This is a genomic window from Pseudomonas sp. P1_C12 (genome assembly GCF_056406435.1).
Genome location: NZ_JBFUAE010000004.1, coordinates 168116 through 184672, shown reverse-complemented (window position 1 = coordinate 184672; position 16557 = coordinate 168116). Strand labels below are relative to the sequence as shown.

The window sequence follows — 16557 nt, the reverse complement described above, 5'->3', positions numbered from 1 at the left end:
GCCCCATGACCGTGTTGAAATATCTTCAGGCCTATCCCGCCACGTTGCAGGATCAGGTGCGCCAGCTGATCGCCGACGGTCGGCTGGGCGATTACCTGAGCCAGCGTTACCCGCAAAAGCATGGGGTGCAGAGCGACAAGGCGCTGTACACCTATACCTTGGACCTCAAGCAGGAATACCTGCGTAATGCGCCGGCCATCGACAAGGTGCTGTTCGACAACCGCCTGGACCTGACTCATCGCGCGCTCGGCCTGCATACCACGATCTCCAGGGTGCAAGGCGGAAAACTCAAGTCCAAGAAGGAAATCCGCATCGCTTCGCTGTTCAAGGAAGCGCCTTGCGAGTTCCTGAAAATGATCGTGGTGCATGAGCTGGCGCACTTCAAGGAGTCGGACCACAACAAGGCCTTCTACAAACTGTGCGAGCACATGCTGCCGGGTTATCACCAGGTGGAATTTGATGTGCGGGTGTACCTGACGTGGCGGGATCTGTAGGAGCTGCCGCAGGCTGCGATCTTTTAAGGAGCATTGGATGGACGTGAGCAAGACCAAGAGCAGCTTCTACCGCCGGTTGTACGTGGCGTACCTGATCGACAGCGGGCTGGCCAGCAGTGTCCCGGCGCTGACCGAGGTCACCGGCATGCCCCGGCGCACGGCACAGGACACCATCGCGGCGCTGGCGGATCTGGATATCATTTGTGAGTTCGAGCAGGAAGAGGGTGCGCGCAACCATGCGGGGCGCTATCGGATTCGCGAGTGGGGGGCGATCGATCGTGGGTGGATCGAGCGTAATCTGCGGCAGATCAAGGCAGTGCTGGAGTATCCCTGAGATTTGCGGTGCCTGAACTGACGCCATCGTCGGAACGCCGCCCGGAGCAGGCTCGCTCCCACAGTTGAGTTGAGCTGTGAACACGATCCAGTGTGGGAGCGAGCCTGCTCGCGAAAGGGTCTTCAAGGACGACGCATCCCAATGTGTGGAATGCCATCTTCCACATATTCCTCACCTGCCACGACAAAACCATAACGCCCGTAATACCCCTGCAAATGCGCCTGGGCCGAGAGGTAGACCGGCAGGCCGGGCCAGTATTTCTCGATCTGTTTCAACGCCTGATCCATCAGCTCATGCCCCAGGCCTGCACCGCGTGCCTGCGGGGCAATGATCACCCGCCCGATCACTACATCGCCGCCCTGTGATTGCGGGTCGAGCAGGCGCAGGTAGGCCACCAGCCGGTTACCGTCCCAGGCCATCACGTGGCAGGTGTCGCCTTCCAGGTCCTGGCCATCAATATCCTGGTAAACGCATTTTTGTTCGACGACGAACACTTCTGCACGCAGCTGTAAAATGGCGTACAGCTGCTCCTTGCCCAGGTCGCTGTGGTGTTTGCAGATCCAATCGACTGTCATGTTTTGATTCCCTGAAAACGTCGTTCCGATACTAAGCGCAGTCACGCCAGAAGTCTTTATGGCGGAAGAATCTGTGACATAGGCCAAAATGCCATCATTCATTTCTCGCGCGGATGTCTTCTTTGTGTAATCTGGATCGAAGCGCTGTGCTGTGGCTTCGATGAGCTAATGTTTCGTACCCGGGTCTTGTCAGTACGAGGCCTTGGGGTTCTGGCTGAAAACACGTTGGGCAATCCGCCCGCTAAGGATTTTCTGGCATGCCGCGATTGCATCGAGCTTTTGCCTTGATTGGATTGCTGTTGCTGTTGCTGGTTCAGGGAGCAGCGGCAGAAAAACTGCGGTTGGTCGCTGATGCTTGGCCCCCCTTTACCGATTCCACGCTCGTCAACGGTGGTTTGGCCACGGATATTGTCAGTACCGCGCTCGCCAGGGCCGGCTATGCCAGTGAGTTTGAACAAGTGCCCTGGGCGCGGGCCTTGATGGGTGTGGGCGAGGGCCGCTACGACGTGCTGGTCAACGCCTGGTACAACGACGAACGTACAAAACTCGGCCAGTTTTCTGGCGAATACCTGCTCAATCGCGTACGGTTTCTCAAGCGTAAAGACGCGCCCATCGAGTTCAACGACCTGCAGCAATTGCACACGTATCCGATTGCCATCGTGCGCGGTTACGCCTATTCGCCCGCGTTCGACAACGACGACTCATTGCAGAAAATCCCGGTGCACAGCTTCGCCATGGCAGTGCGCATGGTCGCGGCCGGCCGGGTCAAGCTGACGCTGGAAGATGAATTCGTCGCCCGCTACTACCTGGCCCGTGAGTCACCCAAACTGCGAAACGCCGTGGAGTTCCTGCCCAAGGCATTGAGCGAGAACAGCCTGCATATCATGGTCAGCCTGAAGAATCCCGAGCATGCACGGATCGTCACCGGTTTCGACCGGGAGATCGCGGCGATGAAGGCGGACGGGAGTTATGACAAGTTGATGAGGCAGCATGGGATGTAAGTGAGTTGATCCAGATTTTGTGCTGTTACTGATGGCCTCTTCGCGAGCAGGCTCGCTCCCACAGTAGATCTTCAGTCGACACAAGTTTTATGAACACCAGAGCCCCTGTGGGAGCGAGCCTGCTCGCGATGAGGCCCGCTCAGACACCACAGATCTCAATCCTCACTCGTATCCTTGATCAGATGCGCCGCCAACGTCCTCAGCGGGCCCAACTGCCGACAAATCAGCGCCAGTTGCGTCTGCACCAACCGCTGCCCCTCATCGATTTCATCGGGCATCTGCTCCAGTTCATTGGCCAGTGCTTCTTCCTCATCGCTTTGAATCGCTATTGAGGATTTGCTCGCCAGCCCATGGGCGATTTCGTCGATGCTCGCAGCCAGTTTCACCCCGGCCCCGTCGATCAAATGTTCATGCACGTCCGCCGGCAGTTGGGTTTCCCGATGTGCGCCCAGGCCTGACAGGTAGCTCAGTAGCGTGTGCGACAGCACCAGGAAGCGGAATCCTACATCCGCTTCCTTACGGAAATGCCCAGGCTCCATCAGCATATTGGCCAGTGTGGTCGACAGCGCCGCGTCGGCGTTGTGCGCGTTGCGGCGGGCCAGGCGGTAAGCCAGGTCGTCGCTTTTACCCGCTGCGTATTGCTGCATGATCTGGCGCAGGTAAATGCTGTTGCAGGCCAGGGTGTTGGCCAGCACTTTGTTCAGGCGCCGCCCCTGCCAGTCCGGCAGGAACAGGAACACCGCGAGCCCGGCGATCAGGCTGCCGAGCAAGGTATCGAACAACCGTGGCAGGAACAGCCCGTAACCGTCACCCACCTGGTTGAAGCAGAACAGCACCATCAGGGTGATTGCCGCCGTCGCCAGGGTGTAGCGGGTGGTGCGGTTGGTAAAGAACACCACCCCGGCGGCAATGGCGAAACACGACTGGATCAGCGGGTTCGGGAACAGGTCGAACAGCGCCCAGGCCAGGGTCAGGCCGATGGCGGTGCCGATGATCCGTTGACCGAGTTTGCGGCGGGTGGCGCCGTAGTTCGGTTGGCAGACGAACAGCGTGGTGAGGATGATCCAGTAGCCTTGGGACGGGTGGATCAAATGCACCATGGCGTAGCCGATGCTCAAGGCCAGGGGCAATCGCAGGGCATGACGGAACAGCAGCGAGGTCGGCGTCAGCTGCGTGCGCAAGCGCAGCCACACGTCCTTGAGGTTGCGCGGCGAACGGTCAAGCAAGCTGCTGTCGGTGGCGTCGGCCAGGGCGTCGGGGTTGCTGGCATCGCTGAGCAAGCGATCGAGAGTGCCAAGGTTGGCCGCCAGTGCCCGCAGTGAACGCAGCAAGCCGCGCCAGGCCGGGTTGCTCTGGATGCGCAGGTGTTCGAGGGAGGCATCCAGGTCGCTCAGGGCTTCGGCGAAACTGGCGTCATAGGTGAACGGCTGGCGCATCTGGAACGATTCGGCCAGGGCCCGGCAGGCCTTGCCTTGCTGACGCAACAGGCGTTGGCAGCGGAACAGCACGTCGCTGTGGAAGAAGGCGTCGGCCAGGGCGTTATAAGGGTAGTGCGAAGAACTGGCACGTTCGTGGATGTCCTGGGCGAGGAAGTACAGCTTGAGGTAGCGGCTGACTTTCGACCCCGGGCGACCGTTACCGACCCGGTGCAGGATGATTTCCTTGGCAGCGTTCAATGCCGCCACCACCCGACCGTTCTGCTGGGCCAGTTCCAGGCGCCGTGCCTCCACGTCCATCTGCCGGATCGGCTCGAACAGCGAGGATTTCAGCTTCAGGTAAAAGCCCAGCTCGCGGAACAGGCGCGCCAGGCTCTGCTGCACCGGCTGATTGGAAAACAGCGCCTGCCACAACACCGAGAGCAGGCCATACCAGGCGGCACCGGCCACCAGCAGTACCGGCTCGTGCCAGACATCGATGACCGCGCCGCCGCGCTGGTCCACGCCGATCATGGTGTAGACCGACAGAATCAGTGTCGCCGAGGCAATCGCGCCATAGCGTTCGCCGAGGGCGCCGAGCATGGTCAGGCAGAACGCGGCCAGGGCGAAGGCGATGATAAACAGCCAGGGGTAGGGGAAGAGCAGTTCGACGGACAGGGCGGCGACAGCGAAACACACCAGCGTCACGGCCAGCGCGTTGAGACGGCCCTGCCAACTGTCGTCGGTCTCGGCCAGGGCACTGGCGATAATCCCCAGGAACAACGGGATCAACAGGCCCATTTCGTCCTGATACCAACACAGCGCCATGGTGCCGGTCAGGGCAATGAATACCCGTACGCTGTAACTGAATTTATCCAGCGCCCAAAGGCGCCGCAGAGTCTGGCGGAACGAAGTCGATGACATGAAATGCGAAGGCCTTCCGAGGCAATGACGCTAAATTGAGCCACTAATGACGCCGACGCAATGGCGTCGATCACATCAGACAGCAAAATCTGTTCCTTGATACCACACGTATTCAATGTAGGAGCGAGGCCTGCTCGCGATGAGGCCGGTACATTCAATATTGATGTCGACTGTTAGACCGCTATCGCGAGCAGGCTCGCTCCTACAGGTTTTGGGTTGGATCAGACGTATTGCGCAGCCGCGTAACCCGAAGCCCACGCCCACTGGAAGTTGAACCCGCCCAGATGCCCGGTCACGTCAAGCACCTCGCCGATGAAGTACAGCCCCGGGCTTTTCAGCGATTCCATGGTCTTGGACGACACTTCATTGGTGTTGACGCCACCCAAGGTCACCTCGGCGGTGCGATAGCCTTCGGTGCCCGCCGGCACGACTTTCCAGCTCGCCAGTTTTTCCGCGATATCGGCCAGTTCCGCGTGGGTGTACTGTTTCATCGGTTTGGACACGAACCAGTTGTCCGCCAACAGATTGGCCATCTTCTTGGTGAAGATTTCCCCGAGCAGGGTTTTCAGCTCGCTGTTGGGACGTTCGGCCTGTTGCTGTTGCAGCCAGTTTGGTACGTCGTGGTCGGGCATCAGGTTGATCTCGACGGTATCGCCGGATTCCCAGAATGACGAAATTTGCAAAATCGCCGGGCCGCTGAGGCCGCGGTGGGTGAACAGGATGTTCTCGCGGAAGCTCTGGTCATTGCAGCTCACCAGGCAATCCACCGACGTACCGGACAACTCGGTGCACAAGGCCTTGAGCTGGTCGGTGATGGTGAACGGCACGAGACCGGCGCGGGTCGGCAGCAGCTCGTGGCCGAATTGCCTGGCGACCTGGTAGCCGAAACCGGTGGCGCCCAGGGTCGGGATCGACAGGCCGCCAGTGGCGATCACCAGCGATTCGCACGTTATCTGGTCAAGCGATGTGTCCAGCAAATAGCCCGTTTCGAGCTTCTCGATGGTCTGGATCGATGTGTCCAGATGCAGGCTGACGCCGACCTGGTCGCACTCATTCAGGAGCATTTCGAGGATGTCGCTGGATTTGTTATCGCAGAACAACTGGCCGAGTTTTTTCTCGTGGTACGGCACGCCATGCTTGGCCACCATGCCGATGAAATCCCATTGGGTGTAACGGGCCAGGGCGGATTTGCAGAAGTGCGCATTCTGCGAGAGGAAATTGCTCGGCTCTGTGTACATGTTGGTGAAATTGCAGCGACCACCGCCCGACATCAGGATTTTCTTGCCGGCCTTGTTGGCATGGTCGAGCAACAGCACCTTGCGCCCGCGCCCGGCGGCGGTCAGTGCACACATCAACCCTGCGGCGCCAGCGCCAATGATCACGACTTCGGTAGAGCGCAAAACGGTGTCCTCAGAATTACGTACCTGTAGGAGCTGCCGCAGGCTGCGATCTTTTGATTTTGCTTTTAATAAACAAGATCAAAAGATCGCAGCCTGCGGCAGCTCCTACACAGGGAGATGTGTGGCGTTATTACAGGATGCGAACGCGCAACGCACGGCCCTTGATCTTGCCGTCGTTCAGGCGCTGCAAGGCCTGCTTGGCGACGCCGCGCTCCACGGCCACATAGGCCTGGAAGTCGAAAATCGCGATCTTGCCGACCTGGGCACCGGGGATACCGGCGTCACCGGTCAGTGCGCCAAGAATGTCGCCCGGGCGAACCTTGTCCTTGCGGCCGGCAGCGATGCACAGGGTGCTCATCTGCGGCAGCAGCGGGCCACCACCCTTGGAGGTGAGGTTGTCCACCTGATCCCAGGTCAGCGGCGTCTTCTGCAATTGCTCGATGGCTTGTGCGCGCTGTGCTTCGGACGGCGCGACAAGGCTGATCGCGAGGCCTTTCTCACCGGCACGACCGGTACGGCCGACACGGTGGATGTGGATTTCCGAATCACGGGCCAATTCGACGTTGATCACCATGTCCAGGGAATCGATATCGAGGCCGCGCGCGGCCACGTCGGTCGCCACCAGCACCGAAGTACTGCGGTTGGCGAACATCGCCAGTACCTGGTCGCGGTCTCGCTGTTCCAGATCGCCGTGCAGGCCGACGGCGGAAATGCCTTTGGCGGTCAGGTGGTCGACGGTTTCCTGAACCTGCTGCTTGGTGTAGCAGAAGGCCACGCAGGAGGCCGGGCGGAAGTGGCCAAGGACCTTGGTCACCGCACTCATGCGGTCGTCCGGGGAAATCTCGTAGAAGCGCTGCTCGATCTGCGTGTCGTCGTGGAACGCCTCGGCCTTCACTTGCTGCGGGTTACGCATGAACTTCGAGGCCAGCTGCTTGATGCCTACCGGGTAGGTGGCGGAGAACAGCAGGGTCTGGCGACGCTCCGGGGCCTGCATGATGATTTCTTCGATGGAATCGTAGAAACCCATGTCGAGCATGCGGTCGGCTTCGTCGAGGATCAGGGTGTTGAGGCCGTGGAGTACCAGCGAACCTTTGCGCAGGTGCTGCTGGATGCGTCCCGGGGTGCCGACGATGATGTGCGCGCCGTGTTCCAGCGAAGCGATCTGCGGGCCGAGGGACACGCCGCCGCACAGGGTCAGGACCTTGATATTGTCTTCGGCACGGGCCAGGCGACGGATTTCCTTGGCGACCTGGTCAGCCAGCTCGCGGGTCGGGCACAGGATCAGCGCCTGGCAACCGAAGTAACGCGGATTGATCGGGTTCAGCAGGCCGATGCCAAAGGCAGCGGTCTTGCCGCTGCCGGTCTTGGCCTGGGCGATCAGGTCCATCCCCTTGAGGATCACCGGCAAGCTTTGCGCCTGGATCGGCGTCATCTGGGCATAACCGAGGGAGTCGAGGTTAGCCAGCATGGCGGCGGACAGCGGCAAAGTATTAAATTCGGTGGCGATGGTGGTCACGGGACTGGCCTGCAAAACAAAATGTCGCGCAGTGTACCAGTCCGATGGCCATTCGCCCTAAGGTTCGATGTGCTCTTCCGGACGCTTGACGCGCCGTCCGTCTTCCCGGGAGAGCTGGGAAAAGATCGTTGCAGCCAGCATTGCCATGATTCCAACCGTCACGAACGTTAGTTGAAAGGCGCCCAAAACCGTCTCCACGCCGTCATTGCCGATCTCCGCCGTAAAGCCACCGAGCAATGCACCCGCGCAGGCCACGCCCAGGCTCAGGGACAATTGCGCGACCACCGACAGCAGGCTGTTGCCGCTGCTGGCGCTGGCGTCGTCGAGGTCGATCAGGGTCACGGTGTTCATCGCGGTGAACTGCAAGGAGTTGATCGCCCCGAGGATCGCCAGCAGGCACAGCAGCAGCCAGTACGGCGTCTGCTCACTGACCAGACCCATGCTCGCCAGCATGATCCCCAGCGCCAGGGTGTTGCCGGTGAGCACGATGCGGTAACCCAGGCGCTCGATCAGCGGGCGCGCCACCCACTTGGCGATCATCGCCGCCGCCGCCAGCGGCAGCATGCTCATCCCGGCCTGGGACGGCGAATAGCCCAGCGCCACTTGCAACAGTAACGGCACCAGAAAGGGCAGGGCGCCGCTGCCGAGGCGGGCGAACAGGTTGCCGAGAATGCCCACGGCAAAGGTCCGGGTCTTGAACAGCGACGGCGCGAACAGCGGGTTGTCGATATGCCCGGCGCGCAGCCAGTACGCCGCCAGGCACGCCATGCCGCCGAACAGCAGCAACATCACCCGCAAATGCGGCAGGTGCAGTTCGCCCAGGCCTTCCATGGCGATGGTGATCAGAATCATCGCCGCGCCGAACAGCACGAAACCCAGGCTATCGAAACGGGTGCGCTCGGTGCCGCGAAGGTCGGGGATGAATTTCCACACGGCGTAGCAACCGACCAGACCCACCGGCAGGTTGATCAGGAAGATCCAGTGCCAGGTCAGGTATTGCACCATCCAGCCGCCCATTGTCGGGCCGATCAAGGGGCCGAGCAGCCCGGGAATGGTGATGAAACCCATGATCCGCACCAGTTCCGAGCGCGGGTAGGCGCGCAACACCACCAGCCGCCCGACCGGCAGCATCAACGCGCCGCCCAGGCCCTGGATCACCCGGGCACCGATCAGCATGCTCAGGCTGCTCGACAATGCGCAGAGCAGCGAGCCGAGACTGAACAGCAAAATCGCACTGAAAAAGATCTTTCGGGTGCCGAAGCGATCGGCTATCCAGCCCGAAGCCGGGATCAGCAACGCGACCGTGAGCATGTAAGCGATGATCACACCCTGCATGCGTAATGGGTCTTCGGCCAAGTCGCGGGCCATGGCTGGCAGGGCAGTGTTGAGAATCGTCCCGTCGAGGGACTGCATGAAGAAGGCGATTGCGACGACCCACGGCACCCAACGGGCGGTGACAGCGTCGAGAGGTGGGCGGTTGGGCATGGGACCTCTTGGTAGGTTTTCATCGACATTGTAGGAGCTGGCTTGCCAGCGAAGCTTTTGGCGGCCTTGACGGCCCTTTCGCTGGCAAGCCAGCTCCTACAGGGTGTTGCGCATTTACAAGGTCAGGGTCAATCGGCTGACCAACGCCCCCGGCAACAACGCCGAAGCCGTCGCCCGCTGGCTATACGTACTCGCCGACAGCAACAACTCCCGCTCCTCGGTCAACGCTTCCAGTTGCGAACCGAGCAGGCTGAAAGCGCTGTCGTCGAAGCGCATGGTGCTGACCGGTGCCTGGATCTCGCCGTTCTCGACCCAGAACGTGGCAAAGCGGGTCATGCCGGTCAGGCGTGCGGCCGGTTGATCCGAGAAGTTCAGGTACCACAGGTTGCTGATGTACAGCCCTGTGCCCAGTTGCTTGAGGATGTCCGTGTCAGGCAATACCCCGGCTTTCATGTTCAGCGCACTCGGTGATTCACCGCCGCTGGCGCCGTTGGCGGTCAAACCGTATTCCGCAGCACTGCGCGAGCTGACCAGTTGTGCCCCGGCCTTGCCATTGACGATCAACCCCAGATCGCTGCGCGGATAACCTTCGTCGGAGAACGCCGGGCTCAGCGAGCCGGTGACTTTTTCATCCAGCGAGACCAGCGGACTGAACGCGCTGTCGCCACCGTAGAGCTTTTGCAGCGGGCTGCTTTTGCTGGCAATCGACTGTGCCGAGAAACCACCCCAGCACAACATGCCCATGATTTCTTCCAGCGCCGCCGGTGCCAGGTAAGCGCGGTATTGGCCGGGCGCCAAAGTGCGTAGCGGCCGACCCAGAAACTCAAGCTGCTCGCGGGCTTGCTGGAAGCGTTTGGCAAAGCCTTCGCTGCTCCAGTCGTGCCCGGCGTAGCTGGCTTTCACGGCCTGGCCGTTCTCGTGGAACAGGCTGAAGTCGAAGTTGAAACTGTTGGCCTGATGCCAGCCGAAGGCGCCCGAAGAGCTGGCAAAGCCACGACTGATCGGGCCGGCAGCGTAGAAACCGACAAGATCCAGACCTTCGGCGGCCTGGGTGATTTGCGCGACCACCTGCTCGGTGTCCGGCAGCGGATGCGACTGCACGTTGTTGCTCTGCCAGCCGTTGTGGTTGAGCAGCAGGTACGGGTCCGGAGGCAGCAGCGGCAGGGTTTCACGCAACTGTTGCAGACCTTCGCTCAGGCGCTGCGCATCCACCTGCGGATCGCCGGCCAGGGTGATGTGCAGGTCGGCATGCCGGCCTTCGTTGATCAGTTTCAGGCCGATGCTCGCCTGCTGCACCTGACCGGCCTGACGCACCTTGGCGTGGTTGAAACGCACGAAGGCCGACGACTCGGCAGCGTAGCTGAGGGTGAACTGCTCGGGCTCGTGAAGCGCTGCACGCAGGCTGTTGACCAGCGCCTTGAACGACGCGGACTGGCTGTTTGAAGGATTCATCAGGCGTCTCCTCCGAATACATCAACGTTGCTGAACACACAGGCCGGTGACGCGTGGCCGACGCGGATCACCTGGTTCGGTTCGCCCTTGCCGCAGTTCGGTGTGCCGAGGACCTTTAGGGTACTGGCATCGCCGACGGCGCTGAGGCTTTTCCAGAACTGCGCGGAGATGCCCCTGTAATTGGGATTCTTCACCACGCCCTTGAGTTCGCCGTTTTCGATCAGTTGGCCCCATTCGCAGCCGAACTGGAATTTGTTGCGCGCATCGTCGATCGACCAGGAACGGTTGGTCGACATCAGCACGCCGTGTTCGATACCGCCGATCAGCTGTTCGATGGACTGATCACCGGGCTCGATGTTGAGGTTGGCCATGCGGTCGATCGGCGGGCGGTTCCAGCCGCAGGCGCGGCTGTTGGCGACGCCGTCCATGCCGGCCCGGAATTGCGACAGCGCACCACCCAGCGGGCGCAGCAACAGGCCTTCACGGATCAGGAACTGTTTGCTGGCGGGCGTGCCGTCGTCGTCATGGCCGTAGCTGGCGAGCTCCTCGGGGATGTCCGGGTCGAAGGTCACGTTGAGCAGGCCGGAACCGTATTGCAGGCGGCCGAAATCGCAGGCTTTGACGAAACTGGTGCCGGCGTAGTTGCGCTCGTCACCGAGGATGCGGTCCAGCTCCAGCGGGTGGCCGATGGACTCGTGGATTTGCAGCATCATCTGGTCGGGCATCAGCAGCAGGTCGCGCTTGCCTTGCGGGGTGTTCGGTGCCAGGAGCAATTGCAGGGCCTGATCGGCCACCTGGGCACCGGCACCGATCAGGCCGCAGCGGCTGATGACGTCCGCCGCGCCTTGCTGGCCGAAGTTCTCGCGGCCCAGGCTGCGGGTCTGGCTGTCATTACCATCGTAGGCCGTGACGTCCAGGCCGGGGTAGACAAAGCGTTGGGCCTGGCGCAGTTCGGCACCGGCGCTGTTGAGGTAGATCTGCTCGACGTGGGTGATGCCGAGGCTGACCTGCCAGTTCACCAGGCGCTCGTCCTTGGGTACGGCGACCGACTCGGTGCCAAGCAGTTGGTAGCAGTCGCTCAGGGACGGGAACACCTGGTCGAGGTTGGGCGAAAAATAATCGGCGCGGTCGCTGGAAACAGCCTGCTCGCGCAGGTCCAGCAAGGCGTGGGGCTTGAGTCGATGGGCCTGGAGTTCGGCGCGTTCGAGGGCAGCTTGCAGGCCCTGTTGCGACAGGTCGTTGGTGGCCGCATAGGCCTCGACGCCATTGACCCGCACGGTCAGCATCGCCCCTTCGTCACGGCTCAGGCTTGGCGGTTCGGCGACGTTCTTGCGCACTGACAGGTACTGCCCGGATTCGCGCACATAACGCAGGGAAAAGAATTCAGCACCCGTGCGCAAGGCAGCGAAGCGCTGCTTGAGCTGGGGGTAGAAATCGAACATTCGTGAACCTCCTGGGTATGGAGTGGCGGTGGAGCGGTGCTGCGAGGGGAGGGGTGAAACGATTGCGTGGCGCTAGATTAGGCCTGCGAGGGGGGGCGGATCAAGGGCGGAGCGGTCTGAAGCGGGGATACTTTGGGAGGGGGTGGTGTCTGGTCGGGCCTCATCGCGAGCAGGCTCGCTCCTACATTCAACCGCATTCCCATGAGGGAGCGCGATCAACTGTAGGAGCGAGCCTGCTCGCGAATAGCCGTAACGCGGTGTAACGCCTTAAGCGATCTGGCTCAATTCCCGCACCGGCTTGCCCTTCACTGGCGCTTCACCCGCCACATAGTAAGTGGCGGTGCTGCGCGGCAACGGCTTGCGGCCACGGATCTTGTCGGCGATTTTCTCGGCCATCATGATCGTTGGTGCATTCAGGTTGCCGGTGGTGATGATCGGCATGATCGACGCATCGACCACACGCAGGCCTTGCATGCCATGCACGCGACCTTCGCCATCGACCACGGCCATTTCGTCGGTGCCCATCTTGCAGGAGCAGGACGGGTGGAACGCGGTTTCGGCGTGCTCGCGGATGAACTTGTCCAGTTGCTCATCGCTCTGCACGTCGATGCCCGGGCTGATCTCGCGACCACGGAAGGCGTCCAGTGCAGGCTGCTGCATGATTTCACGGGTCAGGCGGATGCCGTCGCGGAATTCTTGCCAGTCCTGTTCGGTGGCCATGTAGTTGAACAGGATGCTCGGGTGCTGGCGCGGGTCCTTGGACTTGGCCTGGATGCGACCGCGGCTTGGCGAACGCATGGAGCCCATGTGCGCCTGGAAGCCGTGCTCTTTCACACCGTTGCTGCCGTTGTAGTTAATCGCTACCGGCAGGAAGTGGTACTGGATGTTCGGCCATTCGAATTCCGGACGGGTGCGGATGAAACCGCCGGCTTCGAACTGATTGCTGGCGCCGATGCCGGTGCCGTTGAACAGCCATTCGGCACCGATGGCCGGCTGGTTGTGCAAGAGCAGCGACGGGTACAGTGAAACCGGTTGGGTGCAAGCGTATTGCAGGTACAGCTCAAGGTGATCCTGCAGGTTTTCACCGACGCCCGGCAGGTCGTGGACCACCGGAATATCGAGCTTGTTCAGCAACTCGGCCGGGCCGACGCCGGAGCGTTGCAGGATCTGCGGCGAAGCGATGGCGCCGGAGCACAGCAGCACTTCCTTGCGCGCCTTGACCTCAACGCGCTCTTCTGCGGCGCCGACCAGGTAACGCACGCCGACTGCACGCTTGCCTTCGAACAGGATCTTGTCAGTCAGGGCGTGGGTGACGATGGTCAGGGTTGAACGTTTCTTGGCCACGTCCAGGTAGCCGCGGGCGGTGGAGGCACGACGACCCTCCGGCGTCACGGTGCGGTCCATCGGGCCGAAGCCTTCCTGCTGGTAACCGTTCAAGTCTTCGGTACGCGGGTAACCGGCCTGCACGCCGGCTTCAACCATGGCGTGGAACAGCGGGTTGTTGCCGGCTTTCGGCGTGGTCACGCTGACCGGGCCGTCGCCACCGTGGTAGTCGTTCGGGCCGATGTCGCGGGTTTCCGCTTTACGGAAGTACGGCAGGCAGTCCAGGTACGACCAGTCCTCAAGGCCTGGCAGCTTCGCCCAGCCGTCGTAGTCCATGGCGTTGCCGCGGATGTAGCACATGCCGTTGATCAGCGAAGAGCCACCCAGGCCCTTGCCGCGACCGCACTCCATGCGACGACCGTCCATATGTGGCTCAGGATCGGTTTCGTAGGCCCAGTTGTAGCGACGGCCTTGCAGCGGGAACGCCAGGGCGGCCGGCATTTGCGTGCGGAAGTCCAAGCGGTAGTCCGGGCCGCCCGCTTCGAGCAGCAGGACGGTGACACCTGCGTCTTCGGTCAGACGGGTCGCCAGGGTGTTACCGGCCGAGCCGGCACCGATGATGATGTAGTCGAATTCTTGGGACATTGAATGCACCCTCTTTGATGTGGGTCAGGTCGAGCCTCGATGAGTGCTGCGCACTCAATCGCGAGCAAGCTCGCTCCTACAAGGGATCGGGGCTCCCACAGGTTTGGCGAACGACGCCAAACCTGTGGGAGCGCGCTTGCCCGCGAAGAGGCCCTCGCAGGCAATACAAGACTCGGGTCTTAGAACACCGAGACGTAATCGCCCAGCTCGACCTGTACCGATTTGATGCGGGTGAAATTGTTCAGCGAGCTGATGCCGTTCTCACGGCCGACACCCGACTGCTTATAGCCGCCAACCGGCATCTTCGCGTCGGACTCGCCCCAGGCGTTGATCCAGCAGATACCGGCTTCCAGTTGATGAATCACGCGGTGGGCGCGGTTCAGGTCCTTGGTGACGATACCGGCGGCCAGGCCGAAGTCGGTGTCGTTGGCGCGCCGGATCACTTCTTCTTCGGTTTCGTAGGTGAGGATCGCCATCACCGGGCCAAAGATTTCTTCACGGACGATGGTCATGTCGTCGGTGCAGTCGGTGAACACGGTCGGAGCGACGAACGCACCTTTGGCGAATTCGCCGTCGGTCAGACGCTCGCCGCCGCACAGGACGCGGGCGCCTTCTTCCTTGCCCTTGGCGATGTAGCCCAGCACGCTTTCCATGTGCGCGAAGCTGACCAGCGGACCGAAGTTGGTGTTTTCGTCTTGCGGGTTGCCGATGCGGATGCGTGCAACGCGCTCAACGATCTTGGCTTCGAAAGCGGCTTTCAGGTGGGCCGGTACGAACACGCGAGTGCCGTTGGTGCAGACCTGGCCAGAGCTGTAGAAGTTGGCCATCATCGCGGTGTCGGCGGCGCGATCGAGGTCGGCGTCGTCGCAGATGATCAGCGGCGACTTGCCGCCCAGTTCCATGGTCACGTCCTTGAGCGACGAGGCCGAAGCGCTGGCCATGACTTTCTTGCCGGTGTCGGTGCCGCCGGTGAAGGAAACTTTCTCGATGCGCGGGTGCTCGGTCAGCCAGGTGCCGACTTCGCGGCCGCTGCCAGTCAGGACGTTGAACACGCCGTTTGGCACGCCGGCTTCGGTGTAGATCTCGGCCAGTTTCAGGGTGGTCAGCGAGGTGACTTCACTTGGCTTGAAGATCATCGCGTTACCGGCCGCCAGGGCAGGTGCGGATTTCCACAGGGCGATCTGGATCGGGTAGTTCCACGCGCCGATACCGGCCACGATGCCCAGCGGCTCGCGACGGGTGTAGACGAACGAAGTGGTGCGCAGCGGAATCTGCTCGCCTTCGATGGCCGGTACCAGGCCTGCGTAGTACTCCAGCACGTCAGCGCCGGTGACGATGTCGACATAGCGGGTTTCGGAGTAGGCCTTGCCGGTGTCCAGGGTTTCCAGGGCGGCCAGCTCATCGTTGCGCTCGCGCAGGATTTCCACGGCGCGACGCAGGATGCGCGAACGCTCCATGGCGGTCATCGCGGCCCAGATTTTCTGGCCCTTTTCGGCGCTGACCACAGCGCGCTCGACGTCTTCCTTGGTCGCACGTTGTACTTTTGCGAGGACTTCGCCGTTAGCCGGGTTGATGGCTTCGAAAGTGGCGTCGCTGCTGGCGTCACTGTAAGCGCCATCGATGTAGAGTTTTTGCAGTTCGAAACGGGCCATAAAGTCCTCGCAAGAGCATTAAGTGGTTGGCACGGTCCGGTGGTTGAGCGTTTATGTGTGCTCTAACTCACCCGCTTGGCCAGTTGGGTATCCATGTATTCGTAAGCAATCTGTTGTGCCTGCCCGGTGTCGAAAGCATCTCCCGACAGCGCGCCGCGCAACCACAAGCCGTCGATCAACGCTGCCAGGCCTCGGGCGGCGCTGCGCGCATCATTGAGCGGCAGCACGCGGCGGAACTGGCAGCACAGGTTGGAATACAGACGGTGATCGTTGATCCGCTGCAACCTGTGCAAAGACGGCTGGTGCATGCTGGTGGCCCAGAAGGCCAGCCAGGTTTTCATTGCCGGGCCATTGACCTGGCTGGCATCGAAGTTGCCCTCGATGATCACCTGCAGATGCGCCCTCGGGCTGTCATCTTTCAGCGCCTGTCGGCGCAGGGTGACGTTCTCGCTGAGGACGGTCATCAGGTACCCCATGGTGGCGGCAATCAGGCCGTTCTTGTCCTGAAAGTAGTGACTGATGATGCCATTCGAGACACCGGCCAAACGGGCGATCAGCGCAATGCTGGCGTCCCCCATGCCGACCTGATCGACGGCCTGCAAAGTGGCTTCGATCAATTGCTGGCGGCGGATGGGTTGCATACCGACCTTGGGCATCTTGCACATCTCCTTAGGCCTTCCGGTGGGCGTAGAACGGCTACCGGGTTGAGGCCAGTCTATTTTGTTTTGATTGAACGTTCAATCAACAAAGAATAAGATCTGCGACAAATCGTCGCTGCCTACAGATTTTTCCTACATGTAGCGGCGGAAAAAACGACTTCCGAAACTGCTCGAAACCTACGCGCTGCGGCGCTCCAGGGGTTTCGGGCTTTTTTCGGGCTGTCTTTATATCACCCGCCG

At 61.3% G+C, this 16557-nt stretch carries 13 protein-coding genes; 3 read left to right on the top strand and 10 right to left on the bottom strand.

The annotated features are described in order from the left end of the window. Positions 1 to 5 precede the first annotated feature (5 nt). Positions 6 to 494 carry a YgjP-like metallopeptidase domain-containing protein gene (locus AC1D19_RS08115; RefSeq protein ID WP_477762904.1) on the top strand — a complete coding sequence of 163 codons (489 nt, stop codon included), beginning with the start codon at positions 6 to 8 and terminating at the stop codon, positions 492 to 494. 37 nt (positions 495 to 531) lie between these two features. After that, positions 532 to 828, top strand: a complete 297-nt coding sequence (locus AC1D19_RS08110) for a winged helix-turn-helix domain-containing protein (RefSeq protein ID WP_090178776.1) — start codon at positions 532 to 534, stop codon at positions 826 to 828. 122 nt (positions 829 to 950) lie between these two features. Here AC1D19_RS08110 and AC1D19_RS08105 read toward each other — a convergent pair whose 3' ends face one another. Beyond that, positions 951 to 1403, bottom strand: coding sequence for a GNAT family N-acetyltransferase (locus tag AC1D19_RS08105; protein WP_477752457.1), 453 nt, complete (start codon positions 1401 to 1403; stop codon positions 951 to 953). Positions 1404 to 1660: 257 nt separating this feature from the next. Between AC1D19_RS08105 and AC1D19_RS08100 the strand changes: the two genes are divergently transcribed. Further along, a complete protein-coding gene (locus tag AC1D19_RS08100; RefSeq protein WP_477762903.1) occupies positions 1661 to 2404 on the top strand; it encodes a substrate-binding periplasmic protein in 744 nt (247 codons plus the stop codon). Positions 2405 to 2559: 155 nt separating this feature from the next. Here the strand turns inward: AC1D19_RS08100 and yccS are convergent, their stop codons facing one another. The 9 genes from yccS to betI form a co-directional block, all read right to left on the bottom strand. After that, positions 2560 to 4743, bottom strand: a complete 2184-nt coding sequence (yccS, locus tag AC1D19_RS08095; protein ID WP_477762902.1) for a YccS family putative transporter — start codon at positions 4741 to 4743, stop codon at positions 2560 to 2562. A gap of 221 nt (positions 4744 to 4964) precedes the next feature. Next, positions 4965 to 6143: a BaiN/RdsA family NAD(P)/FAD-dependent oxidoreductase gene (locus tag AC1D19_RS08090; RefSeq protein ID WP_477762901.1), complete on the bottom strand. Its 1179-nt coding sequence runs from the start codon at positions 6141 to 6143 to the stop codon at positions 4965 to 4967. A gap of 130 nt (positions 6144 to 6273) precedes the next feature. Then, entirely contained in the window at positions 6274 to 7611 is a 1338-nt protein-coding gene (dbpA, locus tag AC1D19_RS08085) for an ATP-dependent RNA helicase DbpA (protein ID WP_477752507.1), read from the bottom strand. 105 nt (positions 7612 to 7716) lie between these two features. Then, entirely contained in the window at positions 7717 to 9144 is a 1428-nt protein-coding gene (gene mdtD / locus AC1D19_RS08080) for a multidrug transporter subunit MdtD (RefSeq protein ID WP_477762900.1), read from the bottom strand. A gap of 114 nt (positions 9145 to 9258) precedes the next feature. Further along, a complete protein-coding gene (locus AC1D19_RS08075) occupies positions 9259 to 10596 on the bottom strand; it encodes a TldD/PmbA family protein (protein ID WP_477762899.1) in 1338 nt (445 codons plus the stop codon). Then, complete coding sequence (locus AC1D19_RS08070; RefSeq protein ID WP_477762898.1) at positions 10596 to 12038, bottom strand: TldD/PmbA family protein; 1443 nt, start codon at positions 12036 to 12038, stop codon at positions 10596 to 10598. Before AC1D19_RS08070 ends, AC1D19_RS08075 begins: the two co-directional genes overlap by 1 nt. 267 nt (positions 12039 to 12305) lie before the next feature. Continuing rightward, positions 12306 to 14006: a choline dehydrogenase gene (betA, locus tag AC1D19_RS08065; RefSeq protein WP_477762897.1), complete on the bottom strand. Its 1701-nt coding sequence runs from the start codon at positions 14004 to 14006 to the stop codon at positions 12306 to 12308. Positions 14007 to 14185: 179 nt separating this feature from the next. Next, positions 14186 to 15658, bottom strand: coding sequence for a betaine-aldehyde dehydrogenase (gene betB / locus AC1D19_RS08060; RefSeq protein ID WP_477752449.1), 1473 nt, complete (start codon positions 15656 to 15658; stop codon positions 14186 to 14188). 62 nt (positions 15659 to 15720) lie between these two features. Next, a complete protein-coding gene (gene betI / locus AC1D19_RS08055; protein ID WP_223445474.1) occupies positions 15721 to 16314 on the bottom strand; it encodes a transcriptional regulator BetI in 594 nt (197 codons plus the stop codon). Positions 16315 to 16557 lie beyond the last annotated feature (243 nt).

What these genes read in the sequence shown, in the direction of transcription:
- AC1D19_RS08105 (WP_477752457.1), bottom strand. Translation starts at nt 1,403, where the DNA reads ATGACAGTCGATTGGATCTGCAAACACCACAGCGACCTGGGCAAGGAG.
- mdtD (WP_477762900.1), bottom strand. Translation starts at nt 9,144, where the DNA reads ATGCCCAACCGCCCACCTCTCGACGCTGTCACCGCCCGTTGGGTGCCG.
- AC1D19_RS08100 (WP_477762903.1), top strand. Translation starts at nt 1,661, where the DNA reads ATGCCGCGATTGCATCGAGCTTTTGCCTTGATTGGATTGCTGTTGCTG.
- AC1D19_RS08070 (WP_477762898.1), bottom strand. Translation starts at nt 12,038, where the DNA reads ATGTTCGATTTCTACCCCCAGCTCAAGCAGCGCTTCGCTGCCTTGCGC.
- yccS (WP_477762902.1), bottom strand. Translation starts at nt 4,743, where the DNA reads ATGTCATCGACTTCGTTCCGCCAGACTCTGCGGCGCCTTTGGGCGCTG.
- AC1D19_RS08075 (WP_477762899.1), bottom strand. Translation starts at nt 10,596, where the DNA reads ATGAATCCTTCAAACAGCCAGTCCGCGTCGTTCAAGGCGCTGGTCAAC.
- AC1D19_RS08115 (WP_477762904.1), top strand. Translation starts at nt 6, where the DNA reads ATGACCGTGTTGAAATATCTTCAGGCCTATCCCGCCACGTTGCAGGAT.
- betB (WP_477752449.1), bottom strand. Translation starts at nt 15,658, where the DNA reads ATGGCCCGTTTCGAACTGCAAAAACTCTACATCGATGGCGCTTACAGT.
- dbpA (WP_477752507.1), bottom strand. Translation starts at nt 7,611, where the DNA reads ATGCTGGCTAACCTCGACTCCCTCGGTTATGCCCAGATGACGCCGATC.
- AC1D19_RS08110 (WP_090178776.1), top strand. Translation starts at nt 532, where the DNA reads ATGGACGTGAGCAAGACCAAGAGCAGCTTCTACCGCCGGTTGTACGTG.
- betA (WP_477762897.1), bottom strand. Translation starts at nt 14,006, where the DNA reads ATGTCCCAAGAATTCGACTACATCATCATCGGTGCCGGCTCGGCCGGT.
- betI (WP_223445474.1), bottom strand. Translation starts at nt 16,314, where the DNA reads ATGCCCAAGGTCGGTATGCAACCCATCCGCCGCCAGCAATTGATCGAA.